This window comes from Cupriavidus pauculus, assembly GCF_008801835.1.
GTDB lineage: Bacteria > Pseudomonadota > Gammaproteobacteria > Burkholderiales > Burkholderiaceae > Cupriavidus > Cupriavidus pauculus.
The window spans coordinates 1-22,781 of sequence record NZ_VZOW01000004.1; the positions used below are offsets into that span (position 1 = coordinate 1).

At 67.0% G+C, this 22,781-nt stretch carries 19 protein-coding genes; 12 read left to right on the top strand and 7 right to left on the bottom strand.

What is annotated here, in order from left to right; all coding sequences use genetic code 11:
* The 3 genes from F7R19_RS06190 to F7R19_RS06200 all read left to right on the top strand — a co-directional run.
* Positions 1 to 626: glucokinase (locus F7R19_RS06190; protein WP_211922714.1), on the top strand; the 626-nt coding region annotated here is incomplete at its 5' end.
* Positions 627 to 637: 11 nt separating this feature from the next.
* Positions 638 to 1,354, top strand: a complete 717-nt coding sequence (locus F7R19_RS06195; protein WP_150979678.1) for a response regulator transcription factor — start codon at positions 638 to 640, stop codon at positions 1,352 to 1,354.
* On the top strand, positions 1,354 to 2,697 hold the full coding sequence (locus tag F7R19_RS06200) for a sensor histidine kinase (protein WP_061955674.1): 1,344 nt from the start codon (positions 1,354 to 1,356) through the stop codon (positions 2,695 to 2,697). The genes F7R19_RS06195 and F7R19_RS06200 overlap by 1 nt, the downstream gene beginning before the upstream one ends.
* An 85-nt stretch (positions 2,698 to 2,782) precedes the next feature.
* Here the strand turns inward: F7R19_RS06200 and F7R19_RS06205 are convergent, their stop codons facing one another.
* Positions 2,783 to 3,718 (bottom strand): 2-hydroxyacid dehydrogenase, encoded by a 936-nt coding sequence (locus F7R19_RS06205; protein ID WP_150979679.1) that lies wholly within the window; start codon positions 3,716 to 3,718, stop codon positions 2,783 to 2,785.
* Between the two features lie 501 nt (positions 3,719 to 4,219).
* Here F7R19_RS06205 and F7R19_RS06210 point away from each other — a divergent pair.
* Positions 4,220 to 6,013 carry an OPT/YSL family transporter gene (locus F7R19_RS06210; protein WP_150979680.1) on the top strand — a complete coding sequence of 598 codons (1,794 nt, stop codon included), beginning with the start codon at positions 4,220 to 4,222 and terminating at the stop codon, positions 6,011 to 6,013.
* A gap of 32 nt (positions 6,014 to 6,045) precedes the next feature.
* Here the strand turns inward: F7R19_RS06210 and F7R19_RS06215 are convergent, their stop codons facing one another.
* Positions 6,046 to 7,455, bottom strand: coding sequence for an aminotransferase-like domain-containing protein (locus tag F7R19_RS06215; RefSeq protein ID WP_211922715.1), 1,410 nt, complete (start codon positions 7,453 to 7,455; stop codon positions 6,046 to 6,048).
* Between the two features lie 107 nt (positions 7,456 to 7,562).
* Between F7R19_RS06215 and cyoA the strand changes: the two genes are divergently transcribed.
* Genes cyoA through cyoD form a run of 4 tightly spaced genes read left to right on the top strand, consistent with a single transcriptional unit; the run spans position 7,563 to position 11,567 of the window.
* Complete coding sequence (cyoA, locus tag F7R19_RS06220) at positions 7,563 to 8,543, top strand: ubiquinol oxidase subunit II (protein WP_150979682.1); 981 nt, start codon at positions 7,563 to 7,565, stop codon at positions 8,541 to 8,543.
* Between the two features lie 5 nt (positions 8,544 to 8,548).
* Entirely contained in the window at positions 8,549 to 10,525 is a 1,977-nt protein-coding gene (gene cyoB, locus F7R19_RS06225; protein WP_150979683.1) for a cytochrome o ubiquinol oxidase subunit I, read from the top strand.
* Positions 10,526 to 10,527: 2 nt separating this feature from the next.
* The gene (gene cyoC, locus F7R19_RS06230; RefSeq protein WP_150979684.1) at positions 10,528 to 11,205 is read left to right on the top strand and encodes a cytochrome o ubiquinol oxidase subunit III; all 678 of its coding nucleotides are present in this window, start codon (positions 10,528 to 10,530) and stop codon (positions 11,203 to 11,205) included.
* Positions 11,202 to 11,567: a cytochrome o ubiquinol oxidase subunit IV gene (cyoD, locus tag F7R19_RS06235; RefSeq protein ID WP_061955684.1), complete on the top strand. Its 366-nt coding sequence runs from the start codon at positions 11,202 to 11,204 to the stop codon at positions 11,565 to 11,567. The genes cyoC and cyoD overlap by 4 nt, the downstream gene beginning before the upstream one ends.
* Before the next feature lie 113 nt (positions 11,568 to 11,680).
* Here cyoD and F7R19_RS06240 read toward each other — a convergent pair whose 3' ends face one another.
* Positions 11,681 to 11,875: a DUF1059 domain-containing protein gene (locus tag F7R19_RS06240; RefSeq protein ID WP_061955686.1), complete on the bottom strand. Its 195-nt coding sequence runs from the start codon at positions 11,873 to 11,875 to the stop codon at positions 11,681 to 11,683.
* Between the two features lie 194 nt (positions 11,876 to 12,069).
* Between F7R19_RS06240 and F7R19_RS06245 the strand changes: the two genes are divergently transcribed.
* A complete protein-coding gene (locus F7R19_RS06245) occupies positions 12,070 to 12,720 on the top strand; it encodes a DsbA family oxidoreductase (RefSeq protein WP_150979685.1) in 651 nt (216 codons plus the stop codon).
* Positions 12,721 to 12,738: 18 nt separating this feature from the next.
* Here F7R19_RS06245 and F7R19_RS06250 read toward each other — a convergent pair whose 3' ends face one another.
* Positions 12,739 to 13,815 carry a porin gene (locus F7R19_RS06250; protein ID WP_150979686.1) on the bottom strand — a complete coding sequence of 359 codons (1,077 nt, stop codon included), beginning with the start codon at positions 13,813 to 13,815 and terminating at the stop codon, positions 12,739 to 12,741.
* Positions 13,816 to 14,495: 680 nt separating this feature from the next.
* On the opposite strand from F7R19_RS06250, the gene F7R19_RS06255 reads away from it, so the two are divergent.
* On the top strand, positions 14,496 to 14,810 hold the full coding sequence (locus F7R19_RS06255) for a DMT family transporter (RefSeq protein ID WP_061955694.1): 315 nt from the start codon (positions 14,496 to 14,498) through the stop codon (positions 14,808 to 14,810).
* An 86-nt stretch (positions 14,811 to 14,896) separates the two neighbouring features.
* On the opposite strand, the gene fumC is transcribed toward F7R19_RS06255, so the two are convergent.
* Together fumC and F7R19_RS06265 are read right to left on the bottom strand one after the other, a co-directional pair.
* Entirely contained in the window at positions 14,897 to 16,300 is a 1,404-nt protein-coding gene (gene fumC / locus F7R19_RS06260; RefSeq protein ID WP_061955697.1) for a class II fumarate hydratase, read from the bottom strand.
* 214 nt (positions 16,301 to 16,514) lie between these two features.
* Entirely contained in the window at positions 16,515 to 16,865 is a 351-nt protein-coding gene (locus tag F7R19_RS06265) for a four-helix bundle copper-binding protein (protein ID WP_061955699.1), read from the bottom strand.
* 275 nt (positions 16,866 to 17,140) lie between these two features.
* Between F7R19_RS06265 and F7R19_RS06270 the strand changes: the two genes are divergently transcribed.
* On the top strand, positions 17,141 to 17,512 hold the full coding sequence (locus tag F7R19_RS06270) for a hypothetical protein (protein ID WP_061955701.1): 372 nt from the start codon (positions 17,141 to 17,143) through the stop codon (positions 17,510 to 17,512).
* A 122-nt stretch (positions 17,513 to 17,634) separates the two neighbouring features.
* Here the strand turns inward: F7R19_RS06270 and F7R19_RS06275 are convergent, their stop codons facing one another.
* Positions 17,635 to 19,632, bottom strand: coding sequence for a sensor domain-containing diguanylate cyclase (locus tag F7R19_RS06275; RefSeq protein ID WP_150979687.1), 1,998 nt, complete (start codon positions 19,630 to 19,632; stop codon positions 17,635 to 17,637).
* A gap of 287 nt (positions 19,633 to 19,919) precedes the next feature.
* Here F7R19_RS06275 and F7R19_RS06280 point away from each other — a divergent pair, with 287 nt between their 5' ends.
* Complete coding sequence (locus F7R19_RS06280; RefSeq protein WP_150979688.1) at positions 19,920 to 22,763, top strand: bifunctional diguanylate cyclase/phosphodiesterase; 2,844 nt, start codon at positions 19,920 to 19,922, stop codon at positions 22,761 to 22,763.
* The last annotated feature ends 18 nt before the right edge of the window (positions 22,764 to 22,781 follow it).

Genomic DNA, 22,781 nt, shown 5'->3' on the forward strand with positions numbered 1-22,781 from the left:
CGGGCACGGCCGTACCCACCGCGCCGCGCGCGCTGATCGGCCCGGGCACCGGGCTGGGCGTCTCGGGCCTGGTGCCGGCGCCCGGCGGCGGCGCGGTGGCGCTGGCGGGCGAGGGCGGCCATATCGAGATCATGCCGGCCACCGACGACGAATGGATCGCCTGGCGCGCCGCGCATGCAGAGCTTGGACGCGTGTCCGCGGAGCGCCTGCTGTCGGGCGCGGGGCTGTCGCACATCCATGCTGCGCTGTCCGCAGAAATGGGTACGCCCCTGGCCGTACCGCTCGCGCCGGCGCAGGTGACCGAAGGCGCGGTGAAGCACGGCGATGCGCTGTGCCGCCGCGCGTTCGACGTGTTCTGCGGCCTGCTGGGATCGGTCGCCGCGGATGTCGCACTGGTGCTGGGCGCGCGCGGCGGCGTGTATATCGGCGGCGGCATCGTGCCGCGCTTCGTCGATGCATTCCGCGCGTCGCCGTTTTCCCGGCGCTTTGCCGACAAGGGCCGCATGGGCGCGTATCTGGCCGATATTCCCGTCCACGTGATCACGGCCGAATTTCCCGCGCTGCCGGGCCTGGCGCGCGCGCTGGCCGACCGGCTCGAAGGCGACATGCGCCACGTCCATCCCTGAACGACGACATCATGCGTGTATTGCTGGTCGAAGACGACGCCATGATTGGCGAAAGCGTGAAGCTGGCGCTGCGCCAGGAAGGCTTTACCGTGGACTGGGTGACTGATGGCGACGCAGGGCTCGAAGCCGCGTCCGATCAGCACGGTCCGCGCGCCGACGGCGGCTATGACCTGGTGCTGTTGGATCTGGGTTTGCCGCGTCGCTCCGGGCTCGACGTCCTCAAGACGCTGCGTGCGCGCAACGTGCGCACGCCGGTGCTGATCGTCACCGCGCGCGACGCCGTGTCGGACCGCGTGGCCGGCCTTAACGCCGGCGCGGACGACTACGTGATCAAGCCGTTCGATCTGCAGGAACTGGTGGCGCGCATGCATGCGATGGTCCGCCGCGCCGAGGGCCGCGCGGAGCCCGTGCTGCGCTACGGCGATATCGTGCTCAACCCGGCCACGCGCGAGGCCACGCAGGGCGGCGCGCCGGTACGGCTGTCGGCGCGCGAATACGCGCTGCTGTCGGCGCTGATGGCCCGTCCCGGCAAGGTGTGGTCGGTGGCGCAGTTGCAGGAGCGGCTCTATGGCTGGGACGACGAGGTGGGCAGCAACACGGTGGAGGTCTATATCCACGCGCTGCGCCGCAAGTTCGGCGCGGCGCTGATCCGTAACATCCGCGGCGTCGGCTATCTGATTCCGCAGCGCGACGCCGCCGCCGAGGGCACGCAAGGGGCCGCCGACTGATGCGATCGATCCAACGTACGTTGCTCTGGTGGCTGGCGGCGGGCCTGGCGGCCGGCATCGCGGTGGCCACCGCGCTGATCTATGGCCAGGCGCGACAGGAAGCCAACGCGCTGTTCGACTACCAGATGAAGCAGGTGGCCGCCGCGCTGCCCAGCCAGTTTTCCGCGCCCGTGGCGCCGCAGTTCGACGCCGGCAGCGGCGCCGGTGCGGATCTGCTGCATGCCGATGAAGACGTGGTGATCCATATCTGGGATGGCTCGGGGCGCAGCCTATACCTGTCGCACTCGCATCCGGTGTTGCCGCCGCGCGCGGAGCTGGGCTTTTCCGATGCGCGCACTGAATCGGGCGAATGGCGCATCTACAGCGTGCAGCTGGGGCCGGCCGTCGTGCAGATCGCCCAGCCGATGAGCGCGCGCCGCACGCTGGCCGCGCACATGGCGCTGCGCACCGTGGCGCCGCTGCTGCTGTTGCTGCCGCTGCTGGGCTGGCTGGTGTGGCTGGCGGTGGGTCGCGGCTTGCGGCCATTGCGCGAGATCGCCACCGAAGTGCGGCTGCGCGACGCCAACACGCTGGCGCCGCTGGCCGTGCGCGACATGCCCGACGAGATCGCGCCGCTGTCCGATGCGCTCAATCAATTGCTGGCGCGACTGTCGCACGCCATCGACACGCAACGCGCTTTCGTGGCCGACGCCGCACACGCGTTGCGCACGCCGTTGACGGCGCTGCAACTGCAGGCCCAACTGGTGGAACGCGCGGATAGCGCAGCGACGCGCCAGCAGGCCGTGGCGCAATTGCGGCAGGGACTCGAGCGCATTACGCATCTGGTGGCGCAGTTGCTGACGCTGGCGCGCCAGGAGCCCGGCGCCGCGCCGCCGCCGCACGAACCGGTGGACCTGCGCGCGCTGGCGGGCGATGTGGTGGCCCAGATGTCGCAGGCGGCGCTCGATCGCGACATCGACCTGGGACTGGAGGACACCGGCCCGGAACCCGTCACGGTGCGTGGTGACGCCGATGCGCTGCGCATCCTGCTGACAAATCTGATCGACAACGCGCTGGCCTATATTCCGCGCGGCGGCCGGATCGACGTGCAAGTAGCGCACACCGCTGACGGCGTGGAACTGGTGGTGGCCGACAACGGCCCGGGCATCCCGGCCGCCGAGCGTGCGCGCGTGTTCGACCGGTTTTATCGCGCGCCCGATGCGCCCACCGGCGGCAGCGGACTCGGGCTGGCCATCGTCGCCGAAGTGGCGCAGTCCCACGGCGCGCGCGTGGCGCTGGAAGACGCGGCGCCCGGGCTGCGCGTGCGGGTGGTCTTTCCGGCCGTGGCCCAGGCGGATGCCTAGGCGCGGATTCGGGCGGATTCCCGCGGCGCTTTAGCGATCATTAGTCGATCCCCAGCGAACAGCCTGGCGGGACAGCCGGACATGCCTAGAGCACCGGCGCCACCAGTGGGGCGCCGGTAAAGTGCCGGCGCGCGTTCTCGATGAACTGGTTCACCGACGCCAGCACTGCCTCCGGCGACCAGCCGGCCACATGCGGCGTGAGCACGACGTTAGGACAATCGAACAGTTCGACGGGTGGCGCCGGTTCGCTTTCGTAGACATCGAGGCCCGCGCCGCCCAACGCGCCCGCGCGCAGCGCATCGGCCAGCGCGGCCGTGTTGACCACGCTGCCGCGCGCGATATTCACCAGATAGCCGTGCGGCCCCAGCGCGCGCAGCACGGCGGTATCGACCATATGGCGCGTCTGCGCGCCGCCCGGCGTGGCCACGACGAGGTAGTCGGCCCATTCGGCCAGCGCCATCAAATCGGGGAAGTAGCGAAACTGCACGTCCGCGCGCGGCTTGCGGTTGTGATAGCCGATCTCCAGATCGAAGCCTTGCCCGCGCTGCGCGATGCGCCGACCAATCGTGCCCAGCCCGACGATGCCCAGGCGTTTGCCGGACACGTTGGGCGGCAGCGGGATCGTATTGCGCCAGACGCCGTCGCGCGTGGCGCGATCGAGCGTCGGCACGCGGCGTACCGTCGCCAGCAACAGCGCCATGGCGTGGTCCGCCACACAGCTGTCATTGGTGCCGGCGCCATTGCCCACGGCGATGCCGCGCGCCTTGCAGGCGGCGATGTCGATGTTCTCGTAGCCCGCGCCCAGCGCGCACACCAGCTCCAGCTGCGGCATCGCATCGATTTCCGCGGCGGTGATGCCGGTGGTGCCGTTGGTCAGCACGGCGCGGAATTTCTTGCCATTCACGGCGATCTCGATGGCGCGGCCTTCGGGTCCGGGCGCATAGAAGACGTCGAAGTGGTGGGAGATAAGGACGATGTGATCCGGTTCGAGCTGAACCATGACGAGCAAGGCGGGCTTCATGATGTGACAGTACTGAGGCGAGGCAGGTTGGGAGGGTTTGCCGGCGGGCCGACGCCACATTCTATGCCCGCCGCGCCATGCGCCGGGCAACGGCGTTGCATGTTCCGGGCGATTATCAAAGCCGGCGTCAGGGGCGTGACGCGCCGTCCCGGGCTGAATCGACAGCGCGTGCGGCGCACGCAGAAACGGGTACGCTCGATGACGCTCTGCGATTGCGGCGTGCTTCGTCGAGCGGACCGCGCGCGGAGTGCCGACGACCGGATCGCGGCCGGTCGCGCCCAGCTGCCGGCGCGTGAGGCAAGGCGCCGCGCGGGATAGCCGGCTTTATTCCCAAACGGATGCGCCACCGCCGCGCAATCGGCACCCATTTGGAACGGCGGTGCGATGGCGCGCAATTTGGGATGGGTGAATGACGCAGAAATGGGTACGCTTGCAGCGTTGCGGCATGTCGTCGGCCGCAGAATTCGCGGCTTCCATGTTCGATCCCCTCAGGCCCATTTCATGCCGACTCTGATCCGTCAATCGCCCCGCTGGCTGCCCGCGCCCGATACATGGCAGTACCACTTGCTGCTTGGCGCGGCGGGCATGCTGGTGCTCGGTCCGCTCGGTTGCGTGGCGGCCGCGTACATGAATTTCTCGCTCGGGTTCTTTGTCGGCGGGCAAGTTCTGGCCGGCATTCTTGGCTCGGCGGTCACCGCGGGCTACGGCGCGGCGGGTCGACACGGCGCCAACTACATCCAGACCGCCGCCGCGTCGGTGGCCGGCATGGGCGGCATGGTGGTGGTGATCCAGGCGATGGGTTGGATGGGCATGCCGGAGCCGCCGGTCTGGCAACTGGTCGGCTACATGCTCTGCATCGGCATGTACGGGGTTGGCGTGGGCATGCTGTACACGCCGCTGCTGGTCGATCGCATGCAGCTGACGTTTCCGTCCGGGCTGGCGGTGGCCAATATCCTGCGCGCGCTGACCGATCCGGTGCTGCTGCGCCGGGCGATTGCGCGGCTGGCTGGCGGTGTCGGACTGGGTGTACTGGCCGGCGTGGGCGCGACGCGCGTGGCCTGGCTGGGCGCCATCGACTTGTCGGCGTCGACGTTCGGCGCGGGCATGATCGTCGGCGCGCGCATCAGTATCGCGGCGCTGGTTGGCGGTTTGGTGGGCTGGGCGCTGACGCCGTGGTTTGTCTCGATTGGCTGGCTGTCGCCCGGCGATCCGTATCGCAAGATCACCTTCCTGTTTGCGCTCGGCATGATCATGGGGGCGGCCGCCATCGACGTGTCGCTACTACTGGCGCGCGCCTGGCGAGCGCGGCTGAGCACGGCCGCGCGCCCGGCTGGGATGCCGCAGCGCTGGATCGTCGCGTGGGTGGTGGTGTGGGGCGTCGCGGTGGTGGCGGCCGGCGTGGCATGGTTCGGCCAACCGGTCGGCTACCAGTCGATGGCCGTGGCGCTGGTGCTGATCTTCGCGCTGGTCAACGGCATCTCGGTCGGCATGGTCGACCAGAATCCGATTTCCTCCGCGTTTGTGCTGAGCGTGATCCTGATGGCCGCCGCGGGACTGCGCGCGCCGCAGATCGGATTGATCGCTGCGACGGTGCTGCTGGTGTCCACTGCCCAGGCCTGCGACATGCAGCAGGATCGCTCGACGGGCTGGCGTCTGGGCACGGACCGGATGGTGCAGTTCGGCTATCAGGCGATGGGCATCGTGGCCGGCGCGGTGCTGGCCGTGGCGCTCGCACGGCTGTTCATGGACGCCTATCCGGTGTTGCGACTGGACCAGACCGTGCTGCCCGCCGACCAGCAACCGGCGCGCTGGACATCCGCGATGACGTACAAGATCGTCGGCGCATTGCGCAGCATGACCGAGGATCGCCCGCACCAGCGGCTGGCCGTGTGGATCGGGCTGGCCATCGGACTGGTGACCGAAATCCTGCGCAAGGCGATCCGCGCATCGGCGCGTTATCGACGGTTTGCCGCGCAGGGCCGCGTCGGCAAGACGTGCGATTTCCTGCTCGATGCGGTACTGCTGCCGTCGCCATACGCGTCGTCGTTTGGCGGCTTCGTCAATCTGGCGGCGTCGGGGTGGATGGCGGCGGGCGGCGTGGTGGCCGGCGTGGTCGAGTGGCGGTCCCGGGCGCTGGCCGATGGGCGCGATCGCGGCGCTGACATGCGCGCTGACCAGCACGCGCTGCCCGACGACATGAGCACGACGTCGCTGGTGGGCGGCGGACTGATTGCCGGCGACGCGCTGGCGGCGCTGGGTTTTGGCATCGCGGGGCTGCTGGCGGTTGTGCGCTAGACCCGCGCGCGTTTCGCCCCGCCGCGGCGCACTCAAATCACGGGCATCGACGCGCTTGGCGGCTTGCGGGCCAGCAGCGCGGACAGCTTCTTCAGTGCCATCGACAACTGCGCGCGGTCGGCCGCGCCGCCCAGCGAAATGCGGATCGCGTTGGGCGGCGCCGCGCCTTCGTAGAACACGTCCGATGCGGTGACGCGCAGCGATTCGTCGCGCGCCGCGCGGCCGAATCCCGCCGACGACCAATAGCTCGGCAGCGCATGCCATACGTGAATGCCGGAGGGCGCCAGCGTACCCGCGCCGCTCAGCCATTGCCGCGCGATCTGCTGCCGTGCGGCCGCCTCGGCGCGTATGCCAGCCAGCAGCCCTGCCGCCGATCCATCGCGAATCCATTGCGTGGCCAGCGCCGTCGCCACCGGCGCGGCCATCAGCGTAATCGCGCGCAGCGCGCCCAGCATCGACGCCTGCATCTCGGCGTCCGGCGCCACCACATAGGCGGTGCGCAGCCCCGGACTCAGGCATTTGGACAATGTGGCGATGTAGAACGTCTGCGCCGGGGCGAGCGCGGCCAGCGGTGGCGGCGCGTCAGGGGTCAGCAGCCAGTACGGATCGTCCTCGACAATCGGCACGCCGTGGCGCGCGGCGACGTGCGCGATATCGCGCCGACGCGCTTCGGGCATGGTGTGCGTGGTTGGATTCTGCAGCGTGGGATTCAGGTAAATCATCTGCACGCCGCGCTCGCTGCATGCCGCGTCGAGCGCGTCGGGACGCATGCCGTCGCCGTCGACTTCGACAGTCACCACATGACGTCCCAGCTCTGCGGCGGCGGCGCGCACGCCGGGATAGATCAGCGGTTCTGCGGCGATGGAAGCGCCGGGCGCGGTGCGGCACAGCATCAGCGCCGCCAGTGCCGACTGCGCGCCGGGACTGGCCACCACGCGGTCGTGCGCCACATCGCCCAGCATCGGCGCCAGCCAGCTTGCGCCAGCCGCCCGGTCTGCCTGGGTGCCGCCGCCGAGCTGATAGGTCATCAGCAGGCTGGCGTCGGCGCGCAGCGTCACCTGCGTCAGGCCGCGACGCAGCATGTCGCCGAAATCGATGCCGTCCGGCGGAGGCGGCACGTTCATGCTCAGGTCCACCGCCGGGGCCAGGTCGAACGACGGCGCGGCGATGAACGTGCCGAGCGATCCGCGCGGCTCCACCAGCCCGCGCCGCCGCGCCTCGGCCAGCGCGCGCGTGACGGTGGTCAGGTCGACGCCGAGCAGCGCCGCCAGTTCGCGCTGCGGCGGCAGCCGATCGCCTGGCGCCAGCCCGCCATCGGCCATCGCACGTTCCAGAAAGTCGGCGATCTGCATGTAGCGCGGCCCGCCCGCCTTGGCGAATTCGCCGATCCAGACGGGTCTCAAGCCGCCTGCGAGACTGCTTGTACGCACGGTTCCACTCATGTTGTATGGATGTTGTCTTACCTTAGCATGCCGCGCAAACCAGGCAAATCCATACAAACACCGGTGCCTGCCGGTAGATGCCTGGGTCCTCAGACAAGGTGTTCGATATGCGTGAGCAACCTGCCGGCCAAAGACGTGCGCGCCGGCGATTTCCCCTCTCCCTGCGGTCCGCGCGCGCGTGGCTGTACGCCGCCGCGCCGCTGATCCTGACTGGCTGCTCGTGGGATCTGCTGAACCCCAGCGGATCGATCGGCGTGCAGACGCGCAACCTGATCGTGCTGGCCACCGCGCTGATGCTGCTGGTGGTGATCCCGGTGATCATCCTGACGCTGGTGTTTGCGTGGCGCTATCGCGAGACCAACACGCGTGCCGAATACGCGCCGCGCTGGTCGCATTCCACGCGCATCGAAGTGGTGGTGTGGGGCATCGCGTGCGTGATCGTGGCGCTGCTCGGCATCATCATCTGGGACACCACGCACAAGCTCGATCCGTTCCGGCCAATCGAATCGACGGTGGCGCCGCTGGAAGTCGATGTAGTGGCGCTGGACTGGAAGTGGCTGTTTATCTATCCGCAATACGGCGTGGCGTCGCTGAACGAATTGCCGATTCCGGTGGGTACGCCGATCAACTTCCGCATTACCGCCGAATCGACCATGAACGCGATGTTCATCCCGCGGCTGGGCAGCATGGTCTACGCAATGAGCGGCATGCAGACGCGGCTGCATCTGATTGCCGACCAGCCGGGCGTGTTCGACGGCCGCTCCGCCGCGTACAGCGGGGCCGGCTTTTCCGACATGCATTTCCGGACCATTGCCACCTCGCGCGCGGAATTCGATGCGTGGATCGCGCGCGCCCGCGCATCGGGCAACACGCTCGACGACGCGGCATACCGCCGCCTGGAACAGCCCAGCAGCAAGGACCCCGTCACGCTCTACGGCAAGGTGTCGCCACGGCTGTTCCAGGGCGTGGTCGATCAATACATGGCCAGCAACGGCGAGATCTGCCGTGCCGACAGCCCCGTGACCCTCGGCGCCATCGCGGGCGCCAACATACCGCCGCTGCCGGCATCGCAGCCACTGGAACGCTAATCATCATGTTCGGAAGACTTTCACTCGACGCCATCCCGCTGCACGAGCCCATCATCATGGGCACGCTGGCGATGGTGATGCTGGGCGGCGCCGCGCTGCTCGGCGCGATCACGTACTACGGCAAGTGGACCTATCTCTGGAAAGAGTGGATTTGCTCGGTCGACCACAAGCGCGTAGGCGTGATGTATATCGTCATGGCGCTGATCATGCTGCTGCGCGGTTTTGCCGACGCGATCATGATGCGCGCGCAGCAGGCCATCGCCGTGGGCGACGCAGCCGGCTATCTGCCTCCGCATCACTACGATCAGATCTTCACCGCGCATGGCGTGATCATGATCTTCTTCGTCGCCACGCCGTTCATCCTGGGTTTGATGAACGTGATCGTGCCGCTGCAGATCGGTGCGCGCGACGTGGCGTTCCCGTTCGTCAACTCGCTCAGTTTCTGGATGTCGGCAATGGGCGCGGTGCTGGTCATGCTGTCGATGTTTGTCGGCGACTTCGCCGCCACGGGCTGGGTCGCCTATCCGCCGCTGAGCGGCCTGGGATACAGCCCCACCGTGGGCGTCGACTACTACATCTGGGCGCTGCAGATATCGGGGCTGGGCACCACGCTGACCGGCATCAACTTCATCGTCACGATCCTGCGCATGCGCGCGCCGGGGCTGAATCTGATGAAGATGCCGGTGTTCACGTGGACGGCGCTGATCACCAATATCCTGATCGTGGCGATCTTTCCGGTGCTGACCGCCACGCTGGCGCTGCTGACCGCGGATCGCTATCTGGACATGCATTTCTTCACCAGCGAACTTGGCGGCAACGCCATGATGTACGTGAACCTGATCTGGATCTGGGGCCATCCGGAGGTCTACGTGCTGATCCTGCCGTGCTTCGGCGCGTTCTCGGAGATCATCGCCACGTTCTCGCGCAAGCCACTGTTCGGCTACACGTCGATGGTGTACGCGACGTCGTCGATCGGCGTGCTGTCGTTCTTCGTGTGGCTGCACCACTTTTTCACGATGGGGTCCGGCGCCAGCGTCAATGCGTTCTTCGGCATCATGACGTCGATTATCTCGATCCCCACCGGCGTGAAGTTGTTCAACTGGCTGTTCACGATGTATCGCGGACGCATCCGCTTTCATTCGTCCACGCTGTGGACCATCGGCTTCATGGTCACCTTTGCCGTGGGCGGCATGACCGGCGTGCTGTTGGCAGTGCCCGGAGCCGATTTCGTGCTGCACAACAGCCTGTTCCTGATCGCCCACTTCCACAACGTGATCATCGGCGGTGTGGTGTTCGGTTGCCTGGCGGCGATGACGTTCTGGTTCCCGAAGGTGTTCGGTTTTACGCTGAACGAGTTCTGGGGAAAGGTAGCGTTCTGGTGCTGGCTGATCGGCTTCTATCTCGCCTTTATGCCGCTGTATGCGCTGGGCCTGCAGGGCATGACGCGCCGCATGAACCATTACAACAATCCGGAATGGCAGCCATACCTGATCGTGGCGCTGGTCGGCGCGGTGATCATCGGCTTTGGCATCCTGGCCATTCTCTGGCAGTTGTTTGTCAGCGTGCGCGACCGCAACCAGCATCGCGACCTGACTGGCGATCCGTGGGACGGCCGCAGTCTCGAATGGTCCACGGCATCGCCGGCGCCGTTCTACAACTTCGCGCAGGTGCCGCATATCACGTCGCTCGAACAGCATTGGGACGACAAGCAGTCGGGCCGCGCCTACGCGGTGCCCGCCCGCTACGAGGACATCCATATGCCGCGCAATACCTCGGCGGGTTTCCTGGTGTCCGTGTTCGGCCTGGCGTTCTGCTTCGGATTCGTCTGGCACATCTGGTGGCTGGCGGGCCTGGGGCTTGCCGCGATGATCATCACGTTCATCGCGCGCAGCTATGACCGCGACGTGGATTACTACGTGCCCGCCGCCGTCGTGGAGCGCATGGAGCATGCGCGCATGCAGCAACTGAAGAGCGCCCACTGATCATGACGACGACTTTGAAACTGCGGACGGAACCGTCCACCGCGCCGCGGCACGACGACCACGGCGCGCACGGCGCGCATCCCGCCGATCACACCCATCACGCCGATCATGCGCACGTCGCTGCCAGCCAGACCACGCTGGGCTTCTGGCTGTATCTGATGAGCGATTGCCTGATCTTCGCGGTGCTGTTCGCCACCTTTGGCGTGCTGGTGCAGAACACGGCGGCCGGCCCCGGTGGCGCGGAGCTGTTCGACCTGCGCTTCGTGCTTGGCGAAACCATGCTGCTGCTGACCAGCAGCCTCACGTTCGGCGTGGCGATGCTCAAGCTGCAGGCGGGCAAGGACAATCGCTACGAAGTGATTCGCTGGATCGTGCTGACCTTCGCGCTGGGCGCGGCCTTTGTCGGCATGGAGATCTACGAATTCCGCGCGCTGCTCCATGAAGGCGCCGGGCCTAACCGCAGCGCGTATCTGTCGGCGTTCTTCATGCTGGTGGGCACGCACGGGCTGCATGTGAGCGCCGGATTGCTGTGGATCGTCGTGATGGTCAACCAGATCCAGGTGTTCGGGCTGGACGCCATCGTGCGCCGCCGCCTCGCGTGCCTGAGCCTGTTCTGGCATTTCCTCGATCTGGTCTGGATCTGCGTCTTTACGATCGTCTATCTGAGGGAGTTCCTGTGAGCACCACCCACCATACTTCCCATGACCATGCGCACGGCACGCTGCGCAGCCATCTGGTTGGCTATGCGCTGTCGCTGCTGCTGACCTTTGTCTCGTTCGGCGCCGTGATGGGCAAGGTACTTCCCGCGCGTGCGGGCCTGGCGCTGATCGTCGCGCTGTGCATCGCGCAATTGCTGGTGCAGCTGGTGTTCTTTCTGCACCTCGGCCCGCGCAAGGGCCAGCGCGGCAACACCGGGATCTTTCTGTGCACGGTGTTCCTGATCGCCATCGTCGTGGCGGGATCGCTCTGGGTCATGCACAACGCCAACCTGAACATGATGCCGATGCAGTCGGCGCCGGCTGGGGCGGGCGCCCGGCCCTGACAAGGGGCCGGAGCACGACGGCAGGCATCTGTATCCGGCCCTGGCTGGGACCCGGATTTGTCGGCAGGCCGCGCACCCCCGCGCGGGCCTGCTTTTTTTTGCGCGCCGCGGATTCAGGCCGGCGGCGTGCCTTCCTTGAAACATGCCTTGAGTTGGGCGCGCAGCTCCGGCGTGTCCTGATGGGCATGCACCTGAACCGCGTGCTGCACGGCCGCTTCGAGCAGCTCTTTTTCGCTATCGGCGCTCAGCGCCACCGTGCAATGTGTATCGCTCGGAAATTCGCGGCAATCGATATATTGGCGTGCCATGGCTGTCTCCCGGCGCGAGCGGATTGTCGCGCCCAAACCAGTATAGGGCGGCGTCTGCGGCTGCCGTAGCCGAGGCGTGGCGCGTACCACATGCGAATTCCGCTTGCGTGGGATGCGCGCGGGCTCTGCAAGCATCGATATTTCCGGCTACCCTGTCGCGTCTGCCTACGAACCCGGCACAACAGGAAAAAGTCATGCCCCAGTCACTCAAGATCGATTTCGTTTCGGATATCGCCTGCCCATGGTGCGCCATCGGTTTGTCGTCGCTGATGCAGGCGCTGGAGCGCACGCGCGACGTGGTGGAGGCCGAAGTGGTGATGCATCCGTTCGAGCTCAATCCGCAGATGGGCCCCGAGGGCGAGGCCATCGTCGATTACCTGGGCAAGAAGTATGGCCGCACGCCTGCGCAGATTGCAGAGACGCAGGCCATGATCCGCGAGCGTGGCGCCAGCGTGGGATTCACCTTCGGTCCGCGCGACTTTGTCTACCACACGTTCGACGCGCATCGCCTGTTGCAGTGGGCCGGCACGCAGGGCCGGCAGCTGCCGTTGAAGCAGGCGCTGCTGACGGCCTATCACGGCCAGGGCAAGGACCCGAGCAATCACGATGTGCTGCTGGAAGCCGCGCAATCGGTGGGACTCGATGTGGCCGAAGCGCGCAACGTGCTGGACAGCGACGCCTTTGCCGACGAAGTGCGCGACGAAGAGCGCGAGTACCAGAGCATGGGGATCCAGTCGGTGCCGTCGGTGATTTTCAACAACCGCTACCTGGTAACCGGCGGCCAGCCGGTCGAGGCGTTCGAGCAGGCGATCCGCGATATCGCGAAGGAAGCGCAGGGCGCCTGAGCGGCGCGCGCTGGCGCGTCAGAAGTGATGGCGCATGCCGACCATCACGCCAACGCGCGTGCTGCGGCTGACGTCTGTCACCGGCGCGCCCGCCCAGTATTCGGTTTCGCGTCCGACCGTGCCGCCTCGCGCATGCACCACGTCCGCTTCCAGATACAGGCTGGTGCGCTTTGAAAACGCGTAGTCGGCCACGAATGCGACGCTGTCGGCGTTGCCGCCGCCCAGGTGCACGGGCGTGTCCTGGAACTGCGTGGTCACGTCGCCCGACTGCCGATACCGGTAGTACGCGCCGGACAGATGCAGCGCCGGCGTGAGCGGATAGCCGAGACCCACGAACGAGATGTTGTAGCGCGCGTCGCCAGCGGATTCGCGCCGGCCCATGTGGCCCAGGTAAGCGGTTGCCTTGCCGATCACGTACGAGCCGCCCACCGAATAGTTGCGCACCGTGCTGGCGCCGTCGTCGCTGCGGCGCTGGTCGTACGCCACGCCCAGCGCCAGCGCGCCCTGCTGATACTTCACGCCGCCGCCCAGCGTGGTGCCGTGACTCATGTTGCCGCGCTGTTCGCCGGCGCCGTAGTCGAGCTGTACGGAAAACGGCCCCACCGTACGTTGATAGACCACGCTGTTGTCGATGCGGTAGTCCTGGAAAAAGATGTCGCCGCCGATATAGAGCGGATCGGACCAGAAGTTGCCCCAGCCCTGATCGAGCGGATCGAACGCCCAGCCGATATTGTTCAGCGCGTTGTACTGGCGGCCGAAGGTCAGGCTGCCCCAGTTGCCGGACAGGCCCACCCACGCCTGACGGCCGAACAACGCGTTGTACGACGTGCGGCCGTCGTCGCTGCCGAAGCCGTTTTCAAGCTGGAAGATGGCGTGGTTGCCGCCGCCCAGATCTTCGTCGCCTTTCAGGCCGAAGCGGCTGCCCACCATGCCGCCGGGCACCAGCGCAAGCTGGTCGTGATGGCGCGCATCGATGTTCGACGTATAGCGCACCGCCGTGCTGACGATGCCATACAGGGTCACGCCGGCGTCGGCGTGGGCGGCGCACGGCAATAGCGCGGCCGCAATCAGCCAAAGGCTGGCTGGTTTCTTCACAAATTGTCCTCCGGAATACGGATCCGCCCGACGCGCGACGGCGCCGGGAAGGGTCGGTTCAGGCTGCAAGTACCTGAGGGGTTCCAGTCCTGCGCGGAAGTTCTCGGGGCGAGACACGCAGGGCGTTATCCGGGATGCGCGCGGCAAGCGGCGCAGCGCCTGGATCGAGGGTCGAAGCTGGGCGGCGAATGCTGCCACACGGGCAGGCAAGCCAAAGGTGGGCGCAAGGCCCGGGTGCGTATCCGCCGGCGCCCACTTCGACAGTGGCGATGACCTAAGTGCCTGAGAAGGCAACTTTGCGGCCGTACCCGGCGCGGCGGAACGACGCAGTTTACCGCATTCGCCGTCGGGCCCTCAAAAAGTGGATCAAACGGCGCAAATGAGCGATCAAGGGCTCGGCTGCCGTGTTCGACGTGCCGATCCGCACCGTCGAGACCTAGCCCGACGCGTTGCTTGCGCGATGGCCAACGACACCGCCGTGGTCGTACTCTACGGCCGCGCGGCGCGCTACGCGGATATTCGATGGCGACGCGGCCCGCGCGCGCACCAAGGAAGACCCGCGCCGCGCGTTTCGCGATGACTGGGCATACCACCTATAATTCGCGCCGAGGACGACCTCGCCCACGTTGGGTTTTTTTCATGTCCGGGACGGCCCGGCTCTTGTTAAAGGGAGAGCCGTCATGGCTTGGATATTCCTGGTGGTTGCAGGTCTGCTCGAAATCGTATGGGCGTATGCGATGAAGCTGTCGGATGGCTTCACGAAATGGCAGTACAGCGCGGTCACGCTGGTGGCGATGATCGCCAGCTTCGCGCTGTTGTCGCTGTCGATGAAGACGCTGCCGCTTGGCACCGCTTATACGATCTGGACCGGCATCGGCGCGGTCGGCGCGTTTCTCGTCGGCCTGTTCATCCTGGGCGAGCCCGCCAGCCTGATGCGTATCGCTGCGGCCGTGCTGATCGTCAGCGGCCTGGTGATGATGAAGCTCTCGTCATAGCGCGCCGCTGGTCACTTCCCCTGCGGCGACGGCTCGGCGCAGCGCCCGCGTGATCCTGCGCGCGGGCGCCCGCCGTCAGCGGCCCGTCAGATTTCCTTCGTCAGCGCCTTGAAGTCGATCCACTGGTCGAACTGTTCGTTGGTGAGGTGGCCCGAGTCGATCGCGGCCTCGCGCAGCGACAGGTTTTTCTTCACGGCGAGCTTGGCGATCTCGGCGGCCTTGTCGTAGCCGATATGCGGGTTGAGCGCGGTCACCGACATCAGCGAACGTTCCAGCAGTTCCTGAATGCGCGCGCGATCGGGTTCCACGCCTTCCACCATGTGTTCGGCAAAACTCGAAGCGGCGTCGGCCAGCAGCGTCACCGACTGCAGCACGCTATAGATGATCACCGGCTTGTAGGCGTTCAGTTCCAACGTGCCAAGACTGTTGGCCAGCGTCACCGTGGTGTGGTTGCCGATCACGCGGCAGCAGACCATCGCCAGCGCTTCGGCCTGGGTTGGATTGACCTTGCCGGGCATGATCGACGAACCGGGCTCGTTGGCGGGCAATTGCAGTTCGGCAAAACCAGCGCGCGGGCCGGAGCCCAGCAGCATGAAATCGCGGGCGATCTTCAGGAACGACGACGCGGTGGTGTTCAATGCGCCGGACAGGTCCGCCAGCGCGTCGTGCGCCGCCTGTAGCGCATAGCGGTTGGGTGCAGGTTCGAACGGCAGCCCGGTGTAGGCGGCCAGCGCGCGGGCAAAGGCTGCGGCGAATCCGGGCGGCGCGTTCAGGCCGGTGCCCACCGCCGTGCCGCCCTGGGGCACCGCCATGGCGCGCAGCATCGCCTGCTGCAGACGCGACTGCGCGTCCGCCACCTGCGTCATGTAGCCGGAAAATTCCTGGCCCAGCGTCAGCGGCACGGCGTCCTGCAAATGGGTGCGCCCAACCTTGACGATATCCGCGAAGGCGTCGACCTTCCTGGCAAACGTCTGCTGCAGCTTTTCCAGCGATGGCAACAGCGTCTGCTGGATTGCGCGCGTGGCCGCGATGTGCATCGCCGTGGGGAAGCTGTCGTTGGACGACTGGCTGGCGTTGACGTGATCGTTGGGGTGCACGGGCTTTTTGCTACCCACCTCGCCGCCCAGCATCTGGATAGCGCGGTTCGAGATCACCTCGTTGAGATTCATGTTGGTCTGCGTGCCCGATCCGGTTTGCCAGACCGACAACGGAAACTCGCCCGGCCATTTACCCGCGATAACTTCTTCCGCGGCCTTTTCGATGGCATCGGCCACATCGGGCTTGAGCACGCCGAGTTCGCGGTTGGCGCGCGCCGCGCACAGCTTGAGCACCGCGAACGCTTCGATCAGCGACGGCGGCATTTTCTCGCTGCCGATACGAAAATTCTGACGCGACCTTTCGGTCTGTGCCCCCCAGAGATGCTCGGCCGGGACGGCAACGTCTCCCAGGCTGTCTTTCTCGATGCGGGTGGCGGACGACTTCTCGGACATGGACGGACTCCTTCGACAAAGGGATCACTGCGGAATCACTGCGAAATCAGGGCAGACCCTAAGCATAGCCGTCCGGTGCCATAGGCGTCGCATGCGGGGCAATGTCCCTGCCGCCGACATGTGCATGTGCACGGCCGGCGGCGGTTGCCCGGTTCAGCCGCGCTCCGGCGGCGCCGGGCGCGTGGGGAAGGCCGGAGTGCCCGGCCCGTTGCGATCAGGCAGTCATTTTCAGGCACATTTCCATGCAGGCCGCGCAGGCCTTTGCGCATTCCTGGCAGTGCCAGTGATCGTAGCGCTCGCATTCTTCCTTGCACCATTTGCACACTTCGGCGCAGTCCTCGCAAACCAGCGGCGCGAATTCGCTATTGCGCAGCATGTACGACGCGGCAAGATTGGCGATGCCTGCGCAATCCATGTCCAGCGCGATGCAGCGCGCCATCTTCTTTGTGTCAGGTTCTTCCAGGCACGCGGCAGCGCACTTCAGGCAGGCCGCCGCCGCAGCGTTGCAGGCGGCGATGCAGTCGGCGTATCGGGAGAAGTTTTCCTGCACGTTGGGTCGAATCATCGGTGTCCTCCTTTGGGGGTGGGCGGGTCCGATCCCGTGGGACAAGACCCAAGGCAACCGTTATCCACAATAGCAGGCACATGGCGAACATGCCGGGCAACGGCGCGGCGCGGTCATGACGAGCGCGGCGGTCAGACTGTTCTACAATGGCCGCCTCTGCCTGGCGCGCGTTGGACCCCAGAGCGGCTGCACAGGCAGCAAAATGGCCGGATCCACGCAGTACCGCGCAAAACGCAGCAAGTTGGCCGAATCAAGCGGCACGAAAGGACAGAATCATGGGTGAGGCAAAACGACGGGGCACGCCGGAAGAGCGTGCGCAACAGGCGCAGGCACGGGTCGACGCGCTGCGTCCGGCACAACTGGTCTGCGGATCGTGCAAGACGGCTTTCACCAATTTCGATGCGATTCCAGCGCCGGGCCTGCGCGGCATCGATGCCGTGTTTGGCGGCCAGTGCCCCAACTGTGGCAATGACGTTGTGGTGTTCAAGGGCGAATCGAAGGCCGTCGCGGAAGCGATGCTGGCCTACGAGAGGATGATGGGCGAGAACGCGAAGCTCGGCTATCAATCGGCCGACGGCAGGCATGTGCCGTTCGACGAGGCGGCCCCGCAGGCGTCGGACGCGTCCGACCAGTCCACGCGTCACTGACCGCTCGCATCGCCACGCGGCGCGGCACGTTCGCGTAAGTGAACGCGGTCGCGCGCGTGATTTCGGCCCCGCTTTCAGCGCCGAAAGTCCTCCCACGGCCTATTCGATGGTCCGCACCTCGGTCACGCGTCGACGTGCGCCAGCTCGGCCGGGCCCATCTCGTAACGACCGCGCCCGAGCGCCTTGGCGCGATACAGCAGCGTATCGGCCATCCGCATCAGCGCCTCCTCGGTCATCGGTGCGCCGCGATACAGCGCCACGCCGATACTGACGTTGACATCGGCCAGCACGCCATCGAAATAGAAACGCCGGCTGACCGATTCCAGAATGGCTTCCGCAACGCGCTGCGCGGTGGCGGGCGAGCCGATATCAGCCAGGATCACCGCGAATTCGTCGCCGCCCAGGCGTGCCACATGGTCCGCCTCCCGCACGCAGCGGCGTAGCCGCAATGCAAACGCCTGTAGCAGCAAGTCGCCGGTGGCGTGGCCGTGACTATCGTTGACGGCTTTGAAGCGATCCATGTCCAGAAACAGCAGCGCCATCAGATGATTCTGATTGCGGCTGTCGGCCATCGCGCCTTGCAGATGCGCTTCGAAGGCGCTGCGGTTTTCCAGCTGCGTGAGGTGATCGGTGCGCGACATGCGTGACAGCCGCAACGTCTCCAGCTTGCGCTGGGTGATGTCCTGCACGTGGATGTGCACGCCCACGACCTGTTTGCCGTCCTCGCTCCATTCGGGTCGATAGCTGGTTTCCATCCAGTGATGATGCGGAAATAGGAATTCGCCTTCGAAGGTGACCACACTGCCCGCCAACGCCTGCTGCAGATGCGGCCGCGCACGCTGGTATCGCTCCTCGCCCAGCAGTTCGCGCATCGACATGCCGCGGATCTGCTCGAGCGGCAGCCCGAATGCGCGCTCGTAGGCGACGTTGTTGAAGACGTAGCGCTCGTCGTTGTCGACAAAGGCCAGCAGCGACGGCAGCGTATCGGTCACCGCGCGCAGACGGCGCTCGCTGCGGGCCAGTTGCTGGCCGCGCTGGCGCACGTCGCGCATCAGGCGGATGAAGGCGCGCGTGACGTCGCCGATTTCGTCGCGCTGCGGCCGTTTCGGCAGGTTCTCGAACGCGTCCTCGTCGCTGGCGCTGGCGCGCACCACCTGATGCAATCGCGACAGCGGCCACAGCAGACGGCGCACCGCCAGCCAGATCAGCAGCGCCACTACGGCCAGCGCGATGCCGGACATCATCACGAAACGCTGCTGCATCTGCCGCAGCGGCGCGTAGGCTTCGCGCGCGGGCAACACCGCCACCAGTTCCCAGCCGGTAGTGGCCATCAGGCGGCGGGCGATCACGGGCCGTTTGGGCGTGAGAAATTCCAGCGTTGCCGCGCTGTCGTCCACGCCGCAGGTGTCGCCCGTGGCGCGCGCGGGCTGGTGAGCCTGTGCGGGATCGGGATGCTGCACGTACACGGGCGTGGCGCCGGCCGAAACCAGGCAGTAGAAGCCCGTGATACCGAGCCGGCTGCGGCTCATTTCCACCAGGAAGTTGGAATTGGCCAGGTTCAGCCAGCCGCCTACCAGCCCGATGAATTCGCCCGACGCGGACATCACGGGCACCGCCACCACGGCGCCCATCGAGCCGTCGATGCGCGCGCGGATCGGTGCGGCCACCACCACGTTGCCCGTGCGGGCCACTTCGCGGAAATAGGTGCGGTCGCCCACGTCCACCGGCGTGCCGCCCATCGTCAGAACCGTGCCGTGGCGGTCAGTGACCATCACGGCGTCGAACGCGGCCGGCACCGGCACCGCGCGTCTCACGGTTTCGAGCAGGCGCGGGCGCAGTGCCTCGCGTTGGGCTTCGTCGCGCGTGGCGGCCGGCGACGCCAGCAGCTCGCGCAATTGCGGCGCCAGATGCTGCAGCATCACGATGCGGTCTTCCATGGCCGTGTCGAGTTGATCGGCCGACAGCTTCACGATGGAATCCTGCTGGTTCTGCAGCGCGTCCTGCAGGTCGTTGTGGGCGTAATAGAGCGACCCGATGACGATGCCGCCGCCGAGTACGGCGGCAAGCACCGTGGTGATCAGCGCAATGCGCGCCTTGAGCGATGGCAGTAACCGGGACATGAAAGCGAGGCGGATAGGGCGGGCGCAAGCGCACGTCGTATCGGTCGGCACTCCCGCGCAGCATGGCTACGCTATCACGGGTCGCGCGTTTGACACATCCCGGACAACACCGATGCGACGACAAAATCCGTGTCGAAGCAGCGGTGGCGCAACGCTGCCGTCGGCGTCGCCGTCATGTGTGCGTGCCGGCACTGTCGGGCTGTAAAACGACGGGTTATAGTGCGCCCGTCACATGCGTCCCACGGCGAGGTCTCCGTCATCGGGGCGCGCTCATCCAGCCCTCGTTCATGAAATTGCCTTCGTTGTCCCCCGCCTTGCTGTCGCTGCTGGTTGCCGTGGGCGGCGCGTTGCTGACAGCGGGCGCGTGGCGTCAGGCGGACCGGCTGGAGCGCCAGGTGGCCGAAAAGAGCGTTGCGGCGCTGCTGGACCGCACCACCGACGCGCTGGCCGACCGGCTCAAGGAAAACGCGCGGCTGCTGCGCGGCGTGGCGGCGCTGATGGCCGCCAACCCCGGCACCACGCGCGCGCAATGGCGCAACTATCTCTATTCCGCCCAGCTTGACGACCTGCCCGCGGGCACGCAGTCGATCGGTTACGCGCCGCTCGTGCCGGCGCCGCGTCTGGCGGCGGTGACGGCGGCGGCGCACGCGGACGGCGTGGCCGATTACGAGGTCTATCCGCCCGGCGCGCGTCCGGTCTATGCGCCGATCCTCTATGTCGAACCATCGAGCGGACGCAACACGCGCGCCGAAGGATTCGATCTGCTCAGCGATCCGGAGCGCCGCGCGGCGCTGGAATCGGCGCGCGACAGCGGCCTGCCGGTGCTGACGCACGGCCTGGCGCTGGTGCGCGAGGCGGAAGCCCAGACACACCAGCGCGGCGCGCTGCTTTACGTGCCGGTATTCCCGGCCGACGCACCGGTGGCAACAATCGACGAGCGCCGCCGCGTGCTGGCTGGTGTGGTCTACGTGTCGCTGCGGCTGGGCGACCTGATGCGCGCGGTGTCGGGCGACACGGCGGCGCAACTGGTGCTGACGCTCTACGACGGCGCGCAGGCCTCTGACGGCGCATTGCTGTCGGGCGAGAGCACCGAGGCGGAACGGCGCGCCGACGGGCACAAGCCGATCATCGAAGCGCAGCGCCGTATCGATTTTGGCGGCCAGACGTGGACGCTGCACGCGGCTACGCGGCCCGCGTTCGAAACCGCGCATGCCGGCCGCTATGGCATGCGGGCGCTGGTGCTGGGCGGGCTGGCGACGTTGCTGATGGCATGGCTGGCATACCGGCTTGCGTGTGGCCGGCGCGATGCGCGGCGACAGGCCGGGCTGGCCCGCGATGCGGGCGGCGCACAGGCGGCGGGCTTGCGCGCCAGCCTGGAACGCGCCGAACAATCCGCGGCCGCCGCCAGCATGCGCTACGCGCGCCTGCTCGATCAGGCGCCGTTCTGCGTGATCACCTTCGACGCCGCCGGCATGATCACCGGTATCAATCGCGCTGGCCAGCGCATGCTGTGGTACGCCGAGGCCGAGTTGGTCGGCCGCATGCCGTATCCAAACCTGCACGACGAGGACGAGGTGGCCGCCCACGCGCGCGAGCTGTCGTACGAACTCGGCGATACCGTGGCCGCCGGCTTGCCCGCGCTGACCGCCAAACCGAAGCTCGGCGTGCCCGAGGATCGCGAGTGGACCTATCTGCGGCGCGGCGGATCGCGCCTGCCGGTGCATCTGACCCTGACCGCAATGACCGACGGCGGCGCGGAAAACGGCTTCCTGGCCATCGCGCACGACCTGACCGAGCGCCGGCGCGTCGACGAATACATCCGCCATCTTGCGCAGCACGACGCCCTGACCGGCCTGCCGAACCGCACGGAGCTGCACGCGCGCACCGGCGCGGTGCTGGCCGAGGCGCGTCGCCAGGGCGCGCGCGCGGCGCTGCTGCTGCTCGACCTCGATCACTTCAAGCACATCAATGAATCGCTTGGGCACCCGGTAGGTGACGACGTGCTGCGCACGATCGCCGACCGGATCCGCGGCGCGGTACGACCGCGCGACGTGGTGGCCCGCATGGGCGGCGACGAGTTCGCGGTGGTGCTGGGCGGCCTGCGGCACGATAGCGAAGCCGAACTGGCGGCCGCCAAGATCCTCGCGCGCGTATCGGAGGATCTGCAAGTAGCGGGGCAGTCGCTGCGCGTGACGCCGTCGCTGGGCATGGCGATCTTTCCAGATGACGGCGATACGTTGACCGATCTGATGAAATCGGCCGATTCGGCGATGTATGCGGCCAAGCAGGGCGGGCGCGCGCAACTGCGCCGCTTTGCCAGCGAAATGGCCGAGGCGTCGCTGGCGCGCTTCACGATCGAGTCGCTGCTGCGCCGCGCGCTGGCCGAACAGGAATTCCGGCTGCGCTACCAGCCCATCGTCGATGTGGCCACGCTGCAAGTGATCGGCGTGGAGGCGCTGATCGCGTGGGAGACGCCCGAGCGCGGCCCGATGCAGCCGTCGGAATTCATTCCGATTGCCGAGCAGTCGGGGCTGATCGGCGCGCTGGGTGCGTGGACGCTGGCGCGCGCGTGCAGCGACATCCAGGCGCTGCGCCGCGAGCTTGGCCGCGATATCGACGTGGCGGTCAATATTTCTCCGTTGCAGCTGCGCGATGCCAGTTTCCCGGAGACCGTGGCGCGTTGCCTGAAGGCGGCGGAACTGCCCGCTTCAAGCCTGACCATCGAAGTCACGGAGGGCATCCTCGTCGATGGCGGCGAACAGACCGTGGAAACGTTCCGGCGCGTGCGCCAGCTAGGCGTGGGCGTGTCCATCGACGACTTCGGCACCGGCTATTCGGGACTGGGCTATCTCACGCGCCTGCCGATCAGCAAGCTCAAGATCGACAAATCGTTTGTCGACGATCTGGCCGTGCCGGGGCACGACCGCGCGGTGGCCGCCGCCATCATCGCGCTCGGTCATCAACTGCACCTGCAGGTCGTTGCCGAAGGCGTGGAGTCGAAGGCGCAGTTCGATTTCCTGCGTGGCGAGGGGTGCGATGCGGTGCAGGGCTATTTGTTCTGTCAGCCGGTCGGCCTTGATGCGTTGCGGCGGATCCTGATCGGCGGCAAGGGGTTTGCCGATGCGGCTTGATGGCTCTCTTAGCCGCAC